This window comes from Streptomyces yamdrokensis (assembly GCF_053890455.1).
Window position 1 is genome coordinate 7276767 of sequence record NZ_CM132679.1, and the last position, 19740, is coordinate 7296506.

At 71.0% G+C, this 19740-nt stretch carries 15 protein-coding genes; 7 read left to right on the forward strand and 8 right to left on the reverse strand.

All coding sequences use genetic code 11. The features are described 5' to 3' along the window. Window positions 1-123: 123 nt before the first annotated feature. The 5 genes from ACWZEH_RS31985 to ACWZEH_RS32005 are packed head-to-tail and all read right to left on the reverse strand — an operon-like array spanning window position 124 to window position 5219. Window positions 124-1062: a VOC family protein gene (locus ACWZEH_RS31985; protein ID WP_456194545.1), complete on the reverse strand. Its 939-nt coding sequence runs from the start codon at window positions 1060-1062 to the stop codon at window positions 124-126. Beyond that, complete coding sequence (locus ACWZEH_RS31990; RefSeq protein WP_456194546.1) at window positions 1059-2078, reverse strand: amidohydrolase family protein; 1020 nt, start codon at window positions 2076-2078, stop codon at window positions 1059-1061. Before ACWZEH_RS31990 ends, ACWZEH_RS31985 begins: the two co-directional genes overlap by 4 nt. Next, a complete protein-coding gene (locus ACWZEH_RS31995; RefSeq protein ID WP_456194547.1) occupies window positions 2075-3205 on the reverse strand; it encodes an FAD-dependent oxidoreductase in 1131 nt (376 codons plus the stop codon). Before ACWZEH_RS31995 ends, ACWZEH_RS31990 begins: the two co-directional genes overlap by 4 nt. 23 nt (window positions 3206-3228) lie before the next feature. Next, on the reverse strand, window positions 3229-4221 hold the full coding sequence (locus tag ACWZEH_RS32000) for a cyclase family protein (protein WP_456194548.1): 993 nt from the start codon (window positions 4219-4221) through the stop codon (window positions 3229-3231). Continuing rightward, entirely contained in the window at window positions 4218-5219 is a 1002-nt protein-coding gene (locus ACWZEH_RS32005; RefSeq protein WP_456194549.1) for a fumarylacetoacetate hydrolase family protein, read from the reverse strand. The genes ACWZEH_RS32000 and ACWZEH_RS32005 overlap by 4 nt, the downstream gene beginning before the upstream one ends. A 127-nt stretch (window positions 5220-5346) precedes the next feature. On the opposite strand from ACWZEH_RS32005, the gene ACWZEH_RS32010 reads away from it, so the two are divergent. Together ACWZEH_RS32010 and ACWZEH_RS32015 are read left to right on the forward strand one after the other, a co-directional pair. Further along, window positions 5347-6264, forward strand: a complete 918-nt coding sequence (locus ACWZEH_RS32010; protein ID WP_456194550.1) for a LysR family transcriptional regulator — start codon at window positions 5347-5349, stop codon at window positions 6262-6264. A 252-nt stretch (window positions 6265-6516) separates the two neighbouring features. Continuing rightward, on the forward strand, window positions 6517-6738 hold the full coding sequence (locus ACWZEH_RS32015; protein ID WP_456194551.1) for a hypothetical protein: 222 nt from the start codon (window positions 6517-6519) through the stop codon (window positions 6736-6738). A gap of 10 nt (window positions 6739-6748) precedes the next feature. Here ACWZEH_RS32015 and ACWZEH_RS32020 read toward each other — a convergent pair whose 3' ends face one another. After that, window positions 6749-7789: a LacI family DNA-binding transcriptional regulator gene (locus ACWZEH_RS32020; protein WP_456199950.1), complete on the reverse strand. Its 1041-nt coding sequence runs from the start codon at window positions 7787-7789 to the stop codon at window positions 6749-6751. Between the two features lie 72 nt (window positions 7790-7861). Then, window positions 7862-8875, reverse strand: coding sequence for a LacI family DNA-binding transcriptional regulator (locus ACWZEH_RS32025; protein ID WP_456194552.1), 1014 nt, complete (start codon window positions 8873-8875; stop codon window positions 7862-7864). 295 nt (window positions 8876-9170) lie between these two features. On the opposite strand from ACWZEH_RS32025, the gene ACWZEH_RS32030 reads away from it, so the two are divergent. The 5 genes from ACWZEH_RS32030 to ACWZEH_RS32050 all read left to right on the forward strand — a co-directional run bounded on the left by ACWZEH_RS32030 (window position 9171) and on the right by ACWZEH_RS32050 (window position 18034). Next, window positions 9171-10490 (forward strand): ABC transporter substrate-binding protein, encoded by a 1320-nt coding sequence (locus ACWZEH_RS32030; protein ID WP_456194553.1) that lies wholly within the window; start codon window positions 9171-9173, stop codon window positions 10488-10490. Between the two features lie 108 nt (window positions 10491-10598). After that, window positions 10599-11483 (forward strand): carbohydrate ABC transporter permease, encoded by an 885-nt coding sequence (locus ACWZEH_RS32035; RefSeq protein ID WP_456194554.1) that lies wholly within the window; start codon window positions 10599-10601, stop codon window positions 11481-11483. 5 nt (window positions 11484-11488) lie between these two features. Then, the gene (locus ACWZEH_RS32040; RefSeq protein ID WP_456194555.1) at window positions 11489-12391 is read left to right on the forward strand and encodes a carbohydrate ABC transporter permease; all 903 of its coding nucleotides are present in this window, start codon (window positions 11489-11491) and stop codon (window positions 12389-12391) included. Window positions 12392-12470: 79 nt separating this feature from the next. Then, window positions 12471-15038, forward strand: coding sequence for a family 78 glycoside hydrolase catalytic domain (locus tag ACWZEH_RS32045; RefSeq protein ID WP_456194556.1), 2568 nt, complete (start codon window positions 12471-12473; stop codon window positions 15036-15038). Between the two features lie 518 nt (window positions 15039-15556). Then, window positions 15557-18034 (forward strand): glycoside hydrolase family 3 protein, encoded by a 2478-nt coding sequence (locus ACWZEH_RS32050; RefSeq protein WP_456194557.1) that lies wholly within the window; start codon window positions 15557-15559, stop codon window positions 18032-18034. Between the two features lie 111 nt (window positions 18035-18145). On the opposite strand, the gene ACWZEH_RS32055 is transcribed toward ACWZEH_RS32050, so the two are convergent. Beyond that, on the reverse strand, window positions 18146-19738 hold the full coding sequence (locus ACWZEH_RS32055) for an alpha/beta hydrolase (protein ID WP_456194558.1): 1593 nt from the start codon (window positions 19736-19738) through the stop codon (window positions 18146-18148). Between the last annotated feature and the right edge of the window lie 2 nt (window positions 19739-19740).

The following is a 19740-nucleotide window of genomic DNA, read 5'->3' on the forward strand; positions in this document are numbered from 1 at the left end:
CGGTGGGCGGGCCCTGTTGTCCGAACCACGCGGCGTGCGTGAAGTCATCGGGCGGCTCCTCCGGTCACCGTTGATGTGGGAGCCGTGGGGGAGAGGGAGGAACAGGGCGGGACCGGGGATGGATCAGACCGGCGGGGCGACGAAGACGCCGCGGTCGGGGTCGTTGAAGGACTCCTTGGCGACGAGTTCGTTCATGGGGTTGGCGGTGCCCCACTGGTCGGTGACCTCGGGCTGGGAGAAGTCGTAGACGTGGGGATGCCAGGTGTCCTCGTCCAGGCACTCCAACTCGGTGGTGTACTCCACGGTGTTGCCGTGCGGGTCGAGGAAGTAGGTGAAGGTGTTGTCGCCCGCCATGTGCCGGCCGGGGCCCCAGATCTTCCTGAATCCCGCCCGGATCACGCGTCCGGAACCGCGCATGTACTCGTCGATGCCACGCATCTCGAAGGAGACGTGGTGCAGGGCGGTGTGCGGGCCCTTGGCCAGGGCCATGGAGTGGTGCTGGTTGCTGATCCGCATGAAATGCATGACCTCGCCCATGTGCGGCGAGCTGAGCGTGTCGGAGAGGCGGAAGCCGAGGTGGCGCTCGTACCACTCCCGGGTGCGGTTCAGGTCGGGGGAGTTGAGCACGACGTGGGACAGCTTGACCGGGATCGACTCCTTCTCCTCGATCCTGCGGTGCCGCCGCACCTCGACGTCGGCGGATACCTCGATGGTGCGGCCGTCGACGTCGAAGAAGCGGAAGCCGTAGCCGCCGCCGGGCGTGTCGACCTTGCCCGGCTGCGAGATCAGCTGGACTCCGCCCGCGAGGAGCTGTTCGGCGAGGGCGTCGACCTCGGCCGGGCCCGCGGCCCCGTAGGAGACGAGGTCGAGACGCTTCTCGTCGGCCCTGCGCAGCCGGACCACGTACTGCTCGGGGGAGCCCTCGGCGGCCAGGAAGGAGATGCCGGAGTCCTCGGCGACCTTGGTCAGGCCCCAGACGCCGGCGTAGAAGTCGAGCTGCTTGTCGTAGTCGGGCACGGCCAGGTCGACGTGCCGCAGGTGGGTGAGCAGGCGTGCGCTCATGAGGTCCTCCTGGAGGCGGGGGTGAGGTGGAGCAGGGCGGCGGCGTTCGCGCCGCGCACGGCGTCGAAGTCGGCCTCGGGCAGGCGCGCGGCGCGCAGCGCGCCGACCGGGTCCTCGCCGCCCATGTCGAAGGGGAAGTCGGAGCCGAGCAGCACCCGGTCGGCGCCGGCGGCCCGGACCAGCTCCCGCAGCACGTGCGGGTCGTGGACGAGGGAGTCGAAGTACAGCCGCTTCAGGTAGCTGCTGGGCGGGTGGGCGCAGCCGGCCCCCGCGTCGGAGCGGGCCGACCAGGCGTGGTCGGAGCGGCCGATGTGCGTGGGCAGGTAGCCGCCGCCGTGCGCGGCGATCAGCTTCAGCCCCGGATGGCGGTCGAGTACCCCGGAGAAGATCAGGTGGGAGAGCGCGACGGCGTTCTCGGTGGGCTGCCCGACGGTGTTGGACAGGTACCACCGGTCCAGCCGCTCGTCGAGCGTGCACCCGAAGGGGTGCAGGAAGACGATCGCGCCGGTTTCCTCGGCGCGGGACCAGAGAGGCTCGTAGGCCGGGTCCGAGAGCTCCCGGCCCGGGGCGTGGCTGGAGATCTCCACGCCCGACAGACCTTGCTCCAGGGCGTGGTCCAGGGCGCGGACCGCCAGGTCCGGGTGCTGGAGCGGGACGAGTCCGAGCCCGCGCAGCCGGTCCGGGGCGGCCGAGCAGTGCGCGGCCGTCGCCTCGCTTGCGGTCCGGTACACCTTCTCGGCCGTCTCCTCGTCCGCCCAGTAGTGGTAGTGCGAGGGGGAGGGGCTGACCAGTTGGACGTCCACGCCCTGGGCGTCCATCGACTCCAGGCGCACGGTGACGTCGGTCAGTTTCGGGATGCGCTCGCGGACCATGGGGCCGCTGACGGCGAGGGCCTCGGGGCCGTTGCGCCGGGCGTCCAGCTCCTTGGCGGCGTCGTGGCCGGGCAGGCCGGCCACGAGCGCCTCGATCCCGGGGAGCAGGAGATGGGCGTGCACGTCCACGGTGGGTACGGTCACGGCAGTTCCCGCAGCATCGTCATGGTGCGGGCCATCAGCCCGGGCACGTCGGCGTCACGCACTTTGCCGAGCTGCCACTGACCGATCTGCACCGACGCCTCCACCACCGGCCGGACACGGGCGATCCGCCGCTCGTAGTAGGCCTGGAACAGCGCGTCGTCCCAGGTGTCCGCGGCGGTCAGCGTCTGCGCCAGCACCCAGGCGTCCTCCATCGACAGGGCGGCGCCCTGGGCGAGGGTGGGTGGGCAGCAGTGCGCGGCGTCCCCGACGAGGACCACACGGCCGCGGTGCCAGGCACCCTCCACCAGCAGGCGGTCGAACCAGGTGTGGTTGACCTTCGCCGGGTCGGTGATGTGCGCGGTGATCTCCGGCCAGAACCCGCCGTAGTGCTGGGTGAGGCGGCGCATCTCGTCCGCGTACGACTCCGGGGGGATGGAGGAGCGGTCGCGGGCGGCCTCGACGACGTAGGCGTAAAGGGTGGTGTCGCTGGTGGGGCAGTAACCGGCGATGTAGGCCGGGCCGCCGTAGGCGAGGTCGGTGCGGATCACACCGGCCGGACGGGGCGCGGCGATCCGCCAGATGGCCATGCCGGTCGGCTCGGGCTTGGCGGTGATACCGATCGCGGCGCGGGTCGTGGAGCCGAGGCCGTCGGCGGCGACGACCAGGTCGTAGCGGCTCTCGGTGCCGTCGCTGAGGCGGACAAAGACGCCCCCGCCGTCCTGGTCCAGTATCTCGGCGGTGGTGCCCAGCCGGACCGACGCGCCACTGGCCCGCACGGCCCCGATGAGGATCTGCTGAAGTCGCGGGCGCTGCATGCCGACGGTGGCGGGCAGGTCGTCGCCGCCGGTGCGCAGGTCGCGCTGGACGTGCAGGACGGTGCCGTCGGGGGCGGTGATGCCGACCGAGCCGAAGCCGAAGCCGGACGCCTTCACCTGCTCCCACACGCCGAGTTCGCGCAGTACGCGCAGGGCGTTGCCCTGGAGGGTGATGCCGGAGCCGGCGGTGGCGTTCCAGTCCTCCCTGGCCTCGATCAGGTCGACGGCGAGTCCGGCGCGGCGCAGCAGGACCGTCACGGCGTTGCCGGCCGCGCCTCCGCCGATCACCAGGACCGTACGGGCTTTGCTCATGGGGAACTCCCTTGTCCCTCGGGCTACTTGACGGCGATCGGGTTGACGGGGGAGCCGACCGCGCCGGTGATGGGCAGCGGCGCCGCGGTGAGCCAGAACGCGTACGCGCCGTCGGCCGCGCAGTCGGCGGCGAGCGCGTCCAGGTCCCACATCTCGCCGATCAGCAGGCCGATGTGCGGAATGGCGACCTGGTGCAGGGGCTGGAAGGCGTGCTCGAACTCGTTGGGCCGGACCTCGAAGCCCCAGGTGTCGGTGGCGATCGCGGCGATCCCGCTGCCGTGCAGCCAGCCGGCCGTGGTGAACGACAGTCCGGGCGCGGGGCCGCCCGCGTAGTCGCCCCAGCTTCCCCCACTGCCTTCGGCGTGGGGGGACCCCCGCCGGCGGACCCGGGTGAGCTGGCCGGTACGCACCAGCACGATGTCCCCGCGTCCCACGGTCACGCCGTGGGCCTCGGCGGTTGCGGTGAGATGCTCCTCGGTGACGGCGAACCCGTCGGGCAGTTCTCCGTCCTCGCCGATCACCCGGCCCACGTCCAGCAGGACACCGCGTCCGGCCACGTGCGGGGCCATGTGCTCGATGCCGGTGACAAGATCGCCCTCGGAGGTGACGACCTCCTCGGCCGGGCGGCCGTTCCACGCCCTGCCGTGGTCGAAGATGTGCCCGAGCCCGTCCCACTGGGTGGAGCACTGCAGCGGCATCGTGATCACGTCGTCGGCGCCGCCGATGCCGTGCGGCAGGCCCTGGTTGCCGAGGGCGGCGTCGGTGCCGGTGTCCAGCATGGTGTGCACCGGGTTGGTGCGGCGGCGCCAGCCCTTCTGCGGTCCGTTGATGTCGAACCGCTGGGACAGCGAGAAGCTGACACCGCGCCGGACGAGTGCGGCGCCCTCGCGGCGCTTGGCCTCGTCGAGGAGGTTGAGGGTGCCGAGCACGTCGTCCTCGCCCCAGCGGCCCCAGTTGGAGCACGCCCTGGCGGTACGGGCGATCGTGCCCTCGGGGTCGTGGCGGTCCAGGGTCACGACCCCGCCTCCGCGACGCAGCGGGTGCGCTGGGCACCGAGCCCGGTGATGGAGCCGTCCATGACGTCGCCGTCGCGCAGCAGGCGGCCCCAGTGCATGCCGTTGCCGGCCGGGCTGCCGGTGAGCACCAGGTCACCGGGCAGGAGGCGGGCGGTCTGCGAGGCGTGGGCGACCATCCGCGCCACGTTGAAGATCATGTCCTTGGTGGACTCGTCCTGCATGGTCTCGCCGTTGAGTTTCAGCGTCAGCCGGAGGTCGTCCGGGTGTGCGATCGAGTCGGCCGGCACGATCCAGGGGCCGAGCGGGGTGAAGCCGGGGGCGTTCTTGCTGCGCAGCCAGTCGGTGCCGATCTGCGGCATGTCCCGGCGGAAGACGGTGGCCCGGTCGGTGAGGTCGTTGGCGATCGTGTAACCGGCGACGTGCTCCAGCGCCGTCTCCACGGAGACCCGGTGGGCGGGCCGGCCGATCACGGCCGCCAGCTCCAACTCCCAGTCCGGCTTATCGGCCCAGGCGGGCAGCACGACGTCGTCGTACGGGCCGGTGATCGCGCTCGGCAGGCCGATGAACACGTACGGCAGGTCCTCGGCCGCCCGACGGTCCATGATCTCCGCGGCCTCGGCGCGCCGCTCCTCCTCGGACCGGTCGTCGTCCGGGGCGCGGTGGGCCACGTGCAGGTCGATGACGTGCTGCCGGTAGTTCGCCCCCGACTGGAACACCTGGCGCGGCTCGACCGGCGCGTGCACCCGGAAGTCCGCCAGCGGCCTGCGCTCCGGGCCGCCGTCACCCGCCAGCGTCCGCAGCCGCGGCAGCGCCGGTCCCCAGCTCTCCAGGAGGCTCCGGGTGGTCAGCCGGTCGTCGTCGAAGGCGACGCGCAGGTCGAGTACCCGGGCGTCGGGAGTGACGAGGGCGGGGAAGGCCGGCCTGTCCGGGGCCGACAGCGTGCCGAGGGCGAAAGAGCCTGCGAACAGCGCGGACGAGGGTGCGGGTTTCACGGACATGTCCTCCTGGTTGCGGTGCGACTAATCTGGACCCGCCACCAGCGATCAGGGAAATCGATTCTGTGGATGATCGGCATCCGCTGCGTCGATTAGTCCTGGTCGGTGCCGTACGACAAGGGGAAGCCCCGTGAACCTGGCCCGTCTGGACCTCAACCTCGTCGTCGCCCTGCGCGCCCTGCTGGAGGAGCGCAACGTCACGCGCGCCGGACAGCGGGTCGGGCTCAGCCAGCCCGCCATGAGCGCGGCCCTGGCCCGGCTGCGCCGCCACTTCGACGACGACCTGCTCGCCCGCGTCGGCGGCCACTACGAACTCACCGCCCTCGGCCAGGTCCTCCTCGACCGCACCTCCACCGCCTACGACCTGCTGGAACGCCTCTTCGCCAGCCAGGCCGACTTCGACCCGGCCAAGGAGAGCCGCGAGTTCAGGCTGATCGCCTCCGACTACGCCGTCGCCGTCTTCGGCACCGAACTCGCCCGCGTCGTGCACGAGGAGGCACCCGGGATCCGGCTGCGCTTCGCGCAGACCCCGACCACCGTGGTCGACGACACGGCCGCGCTGCTGAGCGCCACCGACGGCCTGCTCATGCCGCACGGCGTCATCAGCGACTTCCCCGCCACCGACCTCTACGAGGACCGCTGGGTGTTCCTCGTCGCCGACGGCCATCCCAGTGTCGACGACCGGCTCACCCGCCACGACCTGGCCCGGCTGCCGTGGGTCACCTACCAGCGCACCTACGACGCCCCTGCCGTGCGCCAGCTCGGCATGCTCGGCATCGAGCCGCGGGTCGAGGTCTCCGTCGACAGCTTCCAGCTGCTGCCCCTGCTGGTGGCCGGCACCCGGCGCATCGCCCTGGTCCAGGCCCGCCTCGCCCGCCTCCTCGCACCGCTCGCCGCCGTACACGTCATGCAGCCGCCGTACGAGGCGGTCCCGCTGCGGGAGGCGCTGTGGTGGCACCCGGTGCACACGCACGACGCGGCGCACATCTGGCTGCGCGAGACAGCCGCGCGGGTCGGCAGACGCCTGGCCGACGCACCCGAGGTGTGATCGCGGTCCGACGGGCGGGGCCGGCGTCCGGGCGCCCACCACCCCCGGAGGGCTCGCGACAGGCCGTCACCGGCACTATCCACGGCTTGGATCGACGGCATCCGAAAAGCGGATCGCCACAGGGGTGGGCAGGCCTGCGCCCGGCCCGCATAGTCGTGGCACGTCACGCGCCCGTGCGCCGAGGTCCCCTCCACAGCCGGACCCGTCCGCTCCGAGGCGCCACCTTCCCGCCGCACGTCCTGGAGTGCTGCCATGTCCGTTCCCGCCGCCCAGCCCACCCCCGACCGCGGTGACGCTCCCACCGTGCAGGGCCGGCCGCCCGCCGTCCTGCTCGGCGACAAGGGCGTCCTGGGCGATCCGGCCTCGGCCGTCGGACTGCCGGGCCTGGCCACCCTGCTGGTCCCGGCCGCACTGGTGCCCCTCACCCGCCGTACTCCACAGGTCCTTGCGCACCGTGCTCCCGAACAGCTCTGAGCGACCCGCGTCACCGCGCCGGCGGCCCCATGGTCGACCGGCGCACGACCAGCTCCGGCTGCAGGACGACATGGGCGTGCTCGTGAACGCCGCCGCGGGCGGTGTCCTCGACGAGCAGGCGGCCGGCCTGCCGGCCCATGGCGACGGCGGGCCGGCGCACCGAAGTCAGCGGGACGACGGCGGACGCCGCGAACTCGATGTCGTCGTAGCCGACGACCGCCATGTCGTCCGGCACCCGCAGCCCGGCCTCGTACAGTGCCTGCATCACCCCCAGGGCGAGCAGGTCGTTGGCGCAGAAGACCGCGGTGGGCCGGTGGGAAAGGCCGAGGATGCGGTGTCCGGCGTCCCTGCCGGCGTTCACGGTGAGGGCCGGGCACGGCACGTCCCGCAGCGAGGCCGCCGGCAGGCCGGCCGCACCGACGGCGCCGAGGGCGCCCCGGCGCCGGTCCCGTACCTGCTGAAGAAGGTCGGGGCCGCTGACGTGGGCGATGGAGCGGTGCCCTCGCTCGATCAGGTGGCGGACCGCCGCGTGGCCTCCCGCGACGTCGTCGATCCCGACGGAACAGGCGCCGGGCTGGGGCGCGTTCTGGTCGGCCACGACGAAGGGAACCGCGTTCCGGCGGAAGGCGGCCACGGTGCGGCCGACCCCCTCACCCGAGGTCAGCACGGCGCCGCGGACCTGGTGGGAGGTGATCAGCGCCAGGTGGCGCGCGGCCTCCGCGGGGTTGCGGGCGCCGGTGCAGACCATCACGCCGAGACCGGCCTCACGCGCGGCCTGTTCCACACCGGTGGCCAGGGCGGTGAAGAACGGGTTGGCCAGATCATGGACCAGGACGGCGACGACCCGGGAGGCCCAGCCGCGCAACTGCCGGGCTCCCTCGGCGCGTACGTAGCCCAGCGAGTCGATCACGTCGAGGACTCGCGTCCTCGTGGACTCGGCCACGATCTCGGGACGGTTGAGCACGTTGGAGACGGTGCCGAGCGAGACACCGGCCTCCCGGGCGACGTCCTTGACGCCTACTCTGCGGCGCGCCGCGCCGTCCCGGACCATGACGGTGTCGCGCCCGTGTCCCGCCCCGCGGACCGCCGGGGGAATCGCGGCGGGTACGTGCCGGCCCATGGTTCAACGGGTCCGTGGGGCCGTGGTGCTGCCGCGCTCCACCAGCCGCGGTGTCATGGTCGTCTGCATGGCCCGGTCCCGTCGGCCTTCCACACGTTCGATGAGCATGCGGGCGGCGGCGGTGCCCATGGTGTGGCCGGCCTGGTCGACGCTCGTGAGCTGGACGGGGGCCAGGGCGGCCAACGCGGTGTTGTTGTAGCCGACGAGCGACAGGTCGTCCGGGATGCGCAGGCCGAGTTCGTGGGCCGCCCGGTAGATGCCGAGGGCGGCCACGTCGGCGCCGGTCATGACAGCGGTCGGCGGGCGGTCGGCCGTCAGCAGGGTCATGCCCGCCTTGAATCCGCCGTCGTCGGAGTACGCGGCGTGGTGCACGCGCGCGTGCTCCGTCAGGCCGTGGCGTTCCATCGCGTCCAGGTAGCCGTCGCTGAGCACGAGTTCGGGGGTGCGCTTCCACCGGTTGGCCCTGGTGCCGGGGGCCGCCACCAGGGCGATGTCGCGGTGGCCGAGCGAGACGAGGTGGTCGACGACCAGGCCCGCGCCGACGTCGTCGGCGTCCACGACCGAGTCGTGGCTGTCCGCGGCGTCGTGATGGCCGATGACCACGGTCGGCGTCGACGCGGCCGTGGCGAGTACCTCGTCCCGCGGGGTTCCCGGCGCGATGAGGATCAGTCCGTCCATCTGACGGTCGACCATGGAACGGATGGTCCTGGCCTGTTCCTCCGGCTCGAATCCGGCCGCGCCGATCAGCACGGTGTACTCGCTGTGGCGCAGTTCGTCGCGGATGCCGTCGAGGATGTCGGCGAAGAACGCGTTGCGGACGTTGTCCAGCAGCACGCCGATCGTGTACGTCCGGCCGCGCATACCCCGCGCCGCCGCGTGCGGGCGGTAGCCGAGTTCGGCGATGGCCGCCGTGACCTTCTCCCGCATGGCGGGGCTCACGCCGTAGGCGCTGCGCAGCACCTTGGAGACCGCGGCGGTGGACACGCCGGCGTGCCGGGCGACGTCGGTGATGGTCACGCGTCTGTTCTGTCTGGATGCCGCAGCCCGGTCCATCGTCAGCGCTCCGGTTCTCGTAGGTATGGGTGTAACGGTCTACAGGGCGACCCCCGGGTGTCGTCAAGTCCCCTTGCATGTGACTCCGGCGTTACGCGGCTGTGTCTTGACGGAATCGAGGGAGGGGTGCAAGGTTTTGCCCACTCGCCGTAGAGAACGTTTTACACACTCTCCGCCTGTCTCCCGCCGGGCCCGCTCGTCGCCCCTGGCACCGCACTTCACTCCTCGCTTTTCTCTCCAAGATCCCTGGGAGTCCTCCGTGTCCGTACGTTTGCCCCGTGCCCGTCGTGCGCGCCTGAGCCTGGTCACCGCCGGCACCGCCTCCCTCGCGCTGCTCGCCACTGCCTGTGGTGGCAGCGCTGGCGGCGGTTCCTCTGCCGCGCCCAAGGACTTCAGCTACCTGAGCGTCACCGAGAACACCACTGTCAAGACGGCGTTGACGACCATGTCCAAGGGCGCGTGCAAGGCGGCGAACGAGGCTCTGCCGCTGAAGGTGGAGACCGTGCCGCAGGCGAGCCTGGACCAGAAGCTGCAGCTGCTGGCCGGCCAGAACGCGCTGCCGGTGCAGTTCGCGGCGGGCAACGCCCCGGCGCTCACCCAGCAGTTGGCGAAGTCGGGCAAGGTCGCCGACCTGGAGAAGGAGCTCGAGGAACTGGGTGTGCTGGACCAGCTGGAGCCGGCCGCCGTCTCCACGATCAAGGCGCTGTACGGCGGCGAGCTGCAGGTGCTGCCGTACGAGTACAACATCGAGGGCATCTTCTACAACAAGAAGGTCTTCCAGGAGAACGGGCTGAAGGTGCCGGGCACCTGGCAGGAGTTGGTGTCGGCCGCGGCGAAGCTGGAGTCGAAGGGCGTCCAGCCGTTCTCCGCCTCCGGTCAGCAGGGCTGGCCGCTGACCCGTCTGATCAGCGGCTACCTCTACCGCAGCCTCGGCCCGGACGCGCTCCAGGCCGTCGCCGACGGCAAGGCGAAGCTCACCGACCCCGAGTACGTCAAGGCCGCCGAGGAGGTCGCCGAGCTGGGGGAGAAGGGCTACTTCGGCAAGGGTGTCGGCTCCATCGACTACGACACGGCGATGAACCAGTTCCTCACCGGTGAGGCCGCCATGTTCTACATGGGCAGCTGGGCGCTGGCCAACGTCTCCGACGGCCAGCAGAACAAGGTCGGTGCCGAGAACGTCGGCTTCATGCCCTTCCCGGCCGTCGACGGCGGCAAGGGGTCCGTCGACCAGTACCCCTCCAACGTCGGTCTCGGCATCACCCTGGGAGCCGGCTCCTTCGACGAGAAGACCGGTGACTGGGTCTCCTGCATCGCCGAGAACTACGGCGGCACCGCCTTGAAGGACCACGGCTCCATCTCCGGTTTCAAGGTCAACACCGAGGTGAAGGACGCCAACGAGGTCACCACCGAGGTCCGCGACACCATCAGCTCCTCGCAGCAGAACGTGCTGTGGTTCGAGGCACTCTTCAGCACCAAGGCCACCACCGTCAGCCAGACCAACGCGGCGAGCCTGGTCGCCGGCAGCATGAAGCCCGAGCAGTTCATGCAGACCGTCCAGGACGCGCTGGCCGCCCAGTGACCGGCCGGGGACGGCCCACCGGTCTCCTCGCTCGCCCCGCGTCCCGCGTGGGCCGCCCCCGCCGCCGCCAGGCAGGTCTCTTCAACGGAAACGAAGTGGACACCACCCATGCACCGCGTACTCGGTGACCGCAGGGCCATCGCCCTCCTGCTCGGTCCCGCCCTCCTCGTCTACTCCCTGATCATGCTGGTCCCGATGGTGTGGTCGCTCGGGTACTCCTTCACCAAGGGCAACACCATCGACGGCTTCACCGGAAACGGTGTCGCCAACTTCTCCCGCCTGCTCGACGACCCGGCCGTCCATGACGCCCTGTGGTTCACGCTCAAGTACGCCGTCGTCGTCACGGCCGGCCAGGTGGTCGCCGGTTATCTGCTGGCACTGTTGTACGTCTTCTTCCTCAAGCGTGCCTCGGCGCTGATCCGCACGCTGGTGTTCTTCCCCGTGGTGCTCCCCACGGTCGCGGTCGGCCTGCTCTTCCAGAAGTTCTTCCAGGTCGCTCCGCAGACCGGCCCGGTCAACTCCCTGCTGGGCGCGGTCGGCATCGACTCGATCGACTTCTTCGGCAGCGCCGGGAGCGCTTTCTGGGTCCTGATCGTCATGGACATCTGGCGTTCCATGGGCTTCTACGCCGTGCTGCTCTTCGCCGGCCTGGTCGACATCCCCGACGAGATCCTCGAGTCGGCCCGTCTGGACGGGGCCACGGGCCTCAGGCTGGTGCGCCACATCGTGCTGCCCCTGTCCCTGCCGGTGCTGATGTCGTCGCTGATCTTCAGCATCAACGGCACGCTGAAGGCCTTCGACTCCATCGTCGCCCTCACCAACGGCGGCCCCGGCAACGACACCACGCCGCTGACCCTGTACATGTTCCAGACGTCGTTCACCTACAGCGACTACGGCTACGGCAGCACCGTCGCCCTGCTGCTGACCGTGGTGTGCCTGCTGGTGAGCCTGGCCGTCTACCGCGTCTCGCGGCGCGACCTCACGGAGGGCTGAGAACCATGGCCATCGACACGCCTGTGAAGACCTCCGCGAGCCGTGACCGGCGGCGTCCGTCCGGCAGAACGGCCCGGCTCCGCCGCCCTGGAAGCCGGCTGTGGGTGAAAGCCGTCGTCGCCCTGCTGCTGGTCGTCGAGATCTACCCGATGATCTGGATGTTCCTGACGTCGCTCAAGTCCAACGACGACTACCTGAACAACTCCACCTGGAGCCTGCCCACCACCTGGGAGTGGGGCAACTACACCGACGCGTGGACGACGGGCAACATCGGCCTGTACGTCCAGAACAGCCTGCTCGCGGTCGTCCCGGCCCTGGCGCTGATGCTGCTGCTGGGCACGGCCGCAGGCTTCGCCCTGCAGATCATGGTGTGGAAGGGCCGCAGCCTCACCCTGCTGGTCTTCCTCGCGGGCATGATGGTGCCGCCGCAGATGATCCTGCTGCCCCTGTTCACGGTGTACTTCCAGACCGGCCTGTCCGGCACCCTGTGGCCGCTGATCCTCACCTACACCGGCACCGGTCTGCCCCTGACCGTCTTCATGATGGCCACCTACTACCGGGGTGTCCCCCGCGAGCTGTTCGAAGCGGCCACCATCGACGGCGCCGGCATCCTGCGCGCTTTCTGGACCATCAGTGTGCCCCTGGTCCGCAACGCCCTGCTCACCGTCGGCCTGGTGCAGTTCTTCTTCATCTGGAACGACCTGCTCATCGCTCTCACCTTCACCAACAACCAGGACCTGCGCACCATCCAGGTCGGCCTGCTCAACTTCACCGGCGACTTCGGCGCCACCCAGTACGGTCCGCTGTTCGCCGCCATCTGCATCAACGTCTTCGGCACCCTCCTGATCTACCTCTTCCTCAACCAGAAGGTCATGAAGGGCCTCACCTCGGGAGCGGTCAAGGGCTGACCACGAGTCCGCCACCTCGCCCGCCGGCTCCCGCACGTGAAAGAAAGGTCCCCCTTTGCTGCCCCCTCAGCCCTCCCCGGTGTCCTTCGAGCACCTCCCGGACGGACTCGGCATCGGAGTCGCCTCCCCCCGCCTCACCTGGACGCTGCCTCCGGGCGCCGGCCGTCAGACGGCGTACGAACTCGAACTCGACCGCTCCGGCGGCGTACACCGCACAGGACGGGTCGACAGTGCCGATCAGGTACTGGTGGCCTGGCCCGGTGAGCCGCTGACCTCCCGTGAACGCGCGAGCGTCCGCGTCCGCGTCTGGACCCCGGACGCCGGCGAGCCGTCGGCGTGGAGCGGACCGGGCATCGTCGAAGCGGGGCTCCTGGCACCCACCGACTGGCAGGCCGTCCCCGTGGGCGCCGCCTGGGACGAGGACCCGGCGGCGGAACGCCGCCCGGCCCGCGTCCGCAAGGACTTCCGCCTCGACCGGCCCGTCGTCCGCGCCCGCCTCCACGTCACCGCCCACGGCCTGTACGAAGTCGAGATCAACGGCCGACGCGTCGGCGACGAGATCCTCGCCCCGGGCTGGACGGTCTACCCCCACCGCCTGCGCTACCGCACCCACGACGTCACCGCCCACCTCACCGACGGCGCCAACACCCTCGGCGCCTGGCTCGGCGACGGCTGGTACCGCGGCAGGTACGGCTTCGACGGAGGCACCCGCAACATCTACGGCACCGACCAGTCCCTCATCGCCCAGCTGGAAGTGACGTACGACGACGGCACCACCACCGTCCTCGCCACCGACGGGACCTGGACCGCCGCCCCCGGCCCGATCCTCACCAGCGGCCTGTACGAGGGGGAGACCTTCGACGCCCGGCTCGACGACCCCCACTGGGCCACACCACACGCGTCCGACGCCGGATGGACCCCCGTGCGCACCGGCGTCCGCGACCCGGCCACCCTCGTCGCCCCCCTCGGCCCACCGGTGCGCTGCACCCAGGGGATCGCCCCGGTCACCGTCACCCGCACCGGTGACGGCCGCCACCTGCTCGACTTCGGCCAGAACCTCGTCGGCCGCCTCCGCGTCACCGTCGACGGTCCGGCCGGCACCACCCTCACCCTCCGGCACGCCGAGGTCCTCCAGGACGGCGAACCGGCCACCGGGCCACTGCGCGAGGCGTACGCCACCGACACGTTGGTCCTCTCCGGACGGGGGCCGCTCACCTGGGAACCCCGCTTCACCCTTCACGGCTTCCGCTACGCCGAAGTCACCGGCTGGCCGGGCGACTTGACCGCGGACGCGGTGACCGCCCGCGTGTACCACACCGACATGCGCCGCACCGGCTGGTTCGAGTGCAGTGATCCGATGGTCAACCGCCTGCACGAGAACGTCGTGTGGAGCATGCGCGGCAACTTCGTCGACATCCCCACCGACTGCCCCCAGCGCGACGAACGTCTCGGCTGGACCGGCGACATCCAGGTCTTCGCCCCCACCGCGAGTTACCTCTACGACTGCGCCGGCCTGCTCGACTCCTGGCTCACCGACGTCGGTCTCGAGCAGCTCCCCGACGGTACGATCCCCTGGTACGTGCCCGTCATCCCGGGCGAGCCGATGTGGACCCCGATTCATCCCGGAGCCGCCTGGGGCGACGTGGCGGCCCTCACCCCCTGGACGCTCTACCAGCGTTTCGGTGACCTCGGCCTGCTGCGCCGCCACTACCCCATGGCCAGGGCGTGGGTCGACCTCGTGGAACGGCTGGCCGGGCCGTCCCGCCTGTGGGACACCGGCTTCCAACTGGGGGACTGGCTCGACCCGGCCGCCCCGCCCGACGACCCGGCCGCCGGCCGCACCGACCGCTACCTCGTCGCCACCGCCTACTTCGCCCATTCCGCCCGCCACCTCGCGCTGGCCGCCGCCGAGTTGGCGGACAACGCGGACGCGGCGCGGTACGCGGTGCTGGCCGACGAGGTGGCCGACGCCTTCCGGCGTCGGTACGTCCTGCCCTCCGGGCGCATGACGAGTGACAGCGCCACCGCCTACGCCGTCGCCATCGCCTTCGGCCTGCTGACACCGCGGCAGCGGCAGGCGGCCGGCGACCGCCTGGCCCGGCTGATCGACGAGGACGGTGCCCGCATCGCCACCGGATTCGTGGGCACCCCGCTCATCTGCGACGCCCTCACCGACACCGGCCACCTCGACGCCGCCTACCGCCTGCTCCTCCAGACCGAGTGCCCTTCGTGGCTGTACCCCGTGACGATGGGCGCCACCACCGTCTGGGAGCGCTGGGACAGCATGCGGCCCGACGGCACCCTCAACCCGGGCGGTATGACCTCCTTCAACCACTACGCCCTCGGTGCCGTCGCCGACTGGCTGCACCGCGTCGTCGGCGGCATCACCGCCACCGCGCCCGGCTACCGGGGCCTCACCTTCCGGCCGCGCCCCGGTGGCGGCATCACCTGGGCCCGCACCCGCCACGACACGCCCTACGGAACGGCGTCGCTGTCCTGGGAACTGCGGGCCACCGGACTGACGGCCCGTATCACGGTGCCGGAAGGCTGCACGGCCACGGCCGAACTCCCCGGCTGCACTCCGGTCGCCCTCGGGCCGGGCGAGCACGTCCTGGACACGGCGGAACTCGCCGCAGAGGCTGCCTGAACGGCCACCCGACCCGACGGAAGAGCCCGGCGCATGATTGAAATGCGCCGGGCTCTGCTGTTTTCAAGACGAGCAGGAGAGCTTCCGTATTCGTTCAGCGAATGATTATCATCCAGCGGGCCGATGAAGAGGTGCTTCATGAGGTTTTTCAATTGAAATTTCAGGTCGCCTTTCACGTCGGATCGGCTGATATTCGCTGGTCGTGGAGGTTGTTGGGGAAAGTGTTGTACGAGGGTTGACCTGAGGTGCAACAAGCAATAGTTTTCCCGTTCGTTGGATGAAACGCTTCGCGAGACAGTGCCAACGGGCGCTGAAACAGTTGCCGTGGGACACGGCAGCCGTTTTCTCGGAAGAAGCGAAATGAAGGGCGCGCCCTTTCGGGTGCGTACGGTGTGTCACCGCCTTCGGAGCCCCATCGAACCGAGGTCGGCCGTGTACCTGACCACTCGGCCGGCCTTGCCTCCCCCATTCCCGCGGCGGCGCGTCGAGCAGCCGTCATTTTCGTCCGGAGAGCCGCTGTGAACAGACGAACATTCCTCTCGGCCGCCACCTTCACCGCCCTGGCCATGACCATGGCCCCGGCCATGAGCGACCAGGCGGTCGCCGCTTCCTCCCCCGGCCCACAGGACCGGGCGGACGCGCTGCTCGCCCGGATGACGGCCGCCGAGAAGGAGGCCCTCGTCCGGTGCGACTTCGCCGCCGTCGCCCACCTGGGCATCCCGGCGTTGACCATGGTCGATGCCTCGGCCGGCCTGCGGGGCGAGAAGGGGGTGACCGCCTTCCCCGTGCCCGTGGCACAGGCGGCGACCTTCGACGAGGAGCTGGCGGGCCGCGTCGGCCGTGCCATCGGTGCGGAGGGCCGGGGCAAGGGGTACAACAACCTGCTCGGCCCCACCGTCGACCTGACCCGCACCTGGCACTTCGGCCGCCAGGCCGAAGCCATGGGGGAGGACCCGCTGCTGGCCGGCCGACTGGGCGCGGCCGTCACCGTCGGCATGCAGAGCAGGAACGTGGCGGCCACAGTCAAGCACTTCGCCGCCTACACCCAGGAGGTCAACCGCTTCCTCACCGACACCAGGGTCCTCGACCGGGCCCTGCACGAGATCTACCAGGCGCCCTTCCGCCGCGTGGTCGCCGCCGCGCCGACCACCTCGGTGATGATGGCCTACCCGAAGATCAACGGTACGTTCGCGACGGAGAACCCGGCCCTGTTCGACGACCTGAAGAAGGGCATCGGCCTGAAGGGCTACACCGTGCCGGACTTCTGGGCGGGCGACGACCAGGTCACCGCCGCCCGGGCCGGGATGGACCTCGCCGGACTCGGCCCCGGCGCCGTCCGGATCCCCGCGGGCGCCCTCACCGGCGGCGCGATACCCGCCTCACGGCTCGACGACGCGGCCCGCCGCATCCTCGTCACGATGTTCGCGCACGGCCTCTTCGACCACCCCGTCCCCGCCCCGGCGGACAACGTCAGCACCGAGGAACACCAAAACCTCGCCCACGAGGCCGCGGTCGCCTCCACGGTGCTGCTCGCCAACCGCTCCTCGGCCCTGCCGCTCCCCGCCTCGCTGAAGACGCTGGCCGTCATCGGCCCCGCCGGCACCGACGCCTTCCCCGGCGTGGCCGGCTCCACCTACGTCGACCCCGGGGCTTGGACCACCCCGCTGCAGGCGATCCGCACCCGTGCCGAAGACTTCGCCGAGGTCACCCATGCACAGGGCACCAAGGGCGACGTCCCCCTCACCACGGTCCCCCCGAGCGTCCTGCGCACCGCCACCGGAGCGGCCGGCCTGACCGGCGTCTACCACGCGGGCGCCGACGCCACCGGCACCCCGGTCACGACCCGCACCGACCCGACCGTCGACTTCACCACCGCACCCGTCGACGGGCTGCCGGACGTGTGGTCGGCGAAATGGACCGGCACCCTGCTGCCGGCCACCACGGGCCTGCACCGCTTCTCCCTGCTGCCCGCCGGAACCGCCACGCTGAAGATCAACGGCGCGACGGTCGTCGCCGGTACCCGGCAGATGCGCCGCTTCTTCCTCGGCCCCTACGACTATCCGCTCCAGGGCACCGCCGAACTGACCGCCGGCCGGGCCGTCACCGTCGAACTCACCTACACCAACGCCACCGCGGAGACCGGCACCTGCGGCCTGACCCTCGGCTGGCAGCCCGACTCGCTCATCCCCGCCGCGGTGGCGGCGGCCCGCGCGGCCGACGCGGCCGTCGTCTTCGTCAACCGGGTCGCGGGCGAAGCCATGGACCACGAGCGGCTCGAACTGCCCGGGGACCAGGACCGGCTCATCACCGCCGTCGCGGCCGTCAACCCGCGCACCGTCGTCGTCCTCAACACCGACGGCCCCGTCGCCACCCCCTGGCTGAAGGACGTGGAGGCCGTCGTCCAGGCGTGGTACGGAGGCCGTGGCATGGGCACCGCCGTGGCCGCCGTCCTCTTCGGAGACAGCGACCCCTCCGGCCGCCTGCCGGTCACCTTCCCCGCCGACGCAGCCCAGGGACCGGGCACCACCGCCGCCACCTACCCCGGCACCCACGGCACCGTCTCCTACGACGAGGGCATCGCCGTCGGCTACCGCTACTGGGACAGCAAGGGACAGCGGCCCCGCTTCCCCTTCGGCCACGGCCTGTCGTACACCGCCTTCGCCCACGGCTCCCTCGAAGCCGCCCACGATCCGGCGGCCGGGAACGTCACCCTCGCCGTCACCGTCACCAACACCGGCCGGCGCCGGGGCACCGAAGTCGTGCAGGTGTACGTCACGCTGCCGAGCGCGGCAGCGGCGGAACCACGCCGCCTGGTCGCCTTCCGGAAGGTCACGCTCCCCCCGGCGGGATCCGAGCGGCTCCGCCTCACCGTCCCCGTGCAGGACCTCACCGTCTGGAAGACGGGCGCCTGGACCCTCGTACCCGGGCGCTACACCTTCGCGACGGCGCGTTCGTCCCGCGCCCTCACAGCACGGCGGACCCTGACCATCGGCTGATCGCCCCCGGAGCCTTCCGCGGGACGTCCCCGCTGTGAGGGGGCCTCTGCAACGGCCGGCCCGGCCGGCTCGGAACACGGCGAGCGGGTCCGCCGGGCGAGGGGACGTCCGTCACGAGCAGATGGTGTCGTTCTCCGGGACTGTCCCGTCGAGCAGGTACGTGTCGACCAGCCGGGTCAGGCAGTCGTTGACGCCGTAGGTGCCGTGTCCTTCACCGTCGACGGTGAGGTGGACACCGACTCCCTCGCCCAGTTCGTCCGCCATCTTCCCGGCTCCCTCGTAGGGGGTGGCGGGATCACCGGTGTTGCCGATGACCAGGATGGGGTCTGCGCCGTCGGCCGTCACCTCGACGGTGGGGGCGTGGCCGTCCACGGGCCAACCGGTGCACTGGAGCAGACCCCAGGCCATCCAGTCGCCGAACACGCCGGACGCCTCGCGGAACCCGGGAAGATGCCGGCGCACGTCGTCGGCGGTGTAACGGTCCTTGTAGTCGGCGCAGTTCACCGCGGTGTTGGCGGCGTTGATGTTGGAGTACCCGCCGTCCTCGAAGGCACGTCCGTTGAGCATGTCGGAGAACACCAGCAGCGCGGTGCCGTTCCCCTCTTCGGCCTCGGCCAGTGCGCCCCTGAGCATCGTCCAGCTCTCCTCGCCGTAGAGGGCGGCGGCGATGCCGTTGAGGGCGAGGCTCTGGGTGAGGGGGCGTTTGAACTCGGTGGGCAGAGGACGCTTGTCCAGGCGCTCGATCAGCGCGACGACCTCCTTCTCGCCTCGAGCGGGATCCTTGCCCTCGAAGAAGCACGAGTCGTGCTTCGCGCAGTCCTTGAGGAAATTCCGCAGTGCGCCCTGGAACCCTTCGGCCTGACCGAGTCCACTGGCGAGGATGTTCTCGGTGGGATCGACCACGGCGTCGAAGACCAGTCGTCCGACGTTCTCCGGAAAGAGATGGGCGTAGACGCCACCGAGCTGCGTGCCGTAGGAGATGCCGAAGTAGTTCAGCTTCCCGTCGCCGAGGACGTGGCGCATCAGGTCGAGGTCGCGTGCGGCCTCCTGGGTGCCCACGTGCTCCAGTACCGCGCCCGAGTTGCTTTCGCAGGACCGGGCGAAGGCGCGTACCCCGAGGGTGCGGGCCTTCGCCTCCGCGGCGTCGTCCGGGGTCGATTCCGCGGCCAGCCAGGCGTCCATGGCCTTCGGGTCCAGGCACCGCACGCCCGCGCTGTCCCCGACCCCGCGGGGGTCGAAGCCGACCAGGTCGTAGCGCTTGTGCAGTTTCATGTAGTCGTCGCCGGCGAAGAGGGGAAGCGTCGACACCCCGGAACCACCGGGGCCGCCGAAGTTGAAGATCAAGGACCCGAGGCGCTCCTCGCCGGAGCCCGGTGCGGCCTTTGCCCGGATCAGGGCGAGGTCGATGGTCCTGCCGTCGGGGTCCGCGTAGTCCAGCGGTGCGGTCATGGTGCTGCACTGCCACTTCGTTCCGTCCGGCAGCTTCTCGGGCTTGTCGCCGCCGCCCTGGGCCGTGGACGGAGCAGGGCATGCCGTCCAGTCCAGCTTCTGTTCCAGGAGAGCGGCGGGCGTCGCGGGCGTCGCGGTGGTCTTGTCGGCGTCGGCACCGGCGCCGGGGTCGCAGGCCGTGACCGTGGCGGCTGCCAGTACGGCGAGTGACGCCAGGACGACGGCGGTCCGGGACGTGTGATGGTGTGCGGGCATGT

What these genes read in the sequence shown, in the direction of transcription:
- ACWZEH_RS31985 (WP_456194545.1), bottom strand. Translation starts at nt 1,062, where the DNA reads ATGAGCGCACGCCTGCTCACCCACCTGCGGCACGTCGACCTGGCCGTG.
- ACWZEH_RS31995 (WP_456194547.1), bottom strand. Translation starts at nt 3,205, where the DNA reads ATGAGCAAAGCCCGTACGGTCCTGGTGATCGGCGGAGGCGCGGCCGGC.
- ACWZEH_RS32005 (WP_456194549.1), bottom strand. Translation starts at nt 5,219, where the DNA reads ATGTCCGTGAAACCCGCACCCTCGTCCGCGCTGTTCGCAGGCTCTTTC.
- ACWZEH_RS32015 (WP_456194551.1), top strand. Translation starts at nt 6,517, where the DNA reads ATGTCCGTTCCCGCCGCCCAGCCCACCCCCGACCGCGGTGACGCTCCC.
- ACWZEH_RS32020 (WP_456199950.1), bottom strand. Translation starts at nt 7,789, where the DNA reads ATGGTCCGGGACGGCGCGGCGCGCCGCAGAGTAGGCGTCAAGGACGTC.
- ACWZEH_RS32035 (WP_456194554.1), top strand. Translation starts at nt 10,599, where the DNA reads ATGCACCGCGTACTCGGTGACCGCAGGGCCATCGCCCTCCTGCTCGGT.
- ACWZEH_RS32040 (WP_456194555.1), top strand. Translation starts at nt 11,489, where the DNA reads ATGGCCATCGACACGCCTGTGAAGACCTCCGCGAGCCGTGACCGGCGG.
- ACWZEH_RS32055 (WP_456194558.1), bottom strand. Translation starts at nt 19,738, where the DNA reads ATGCCCGCACACCATCACACGTCCCGGACCGCCGTCGTCCTGGCGTCA.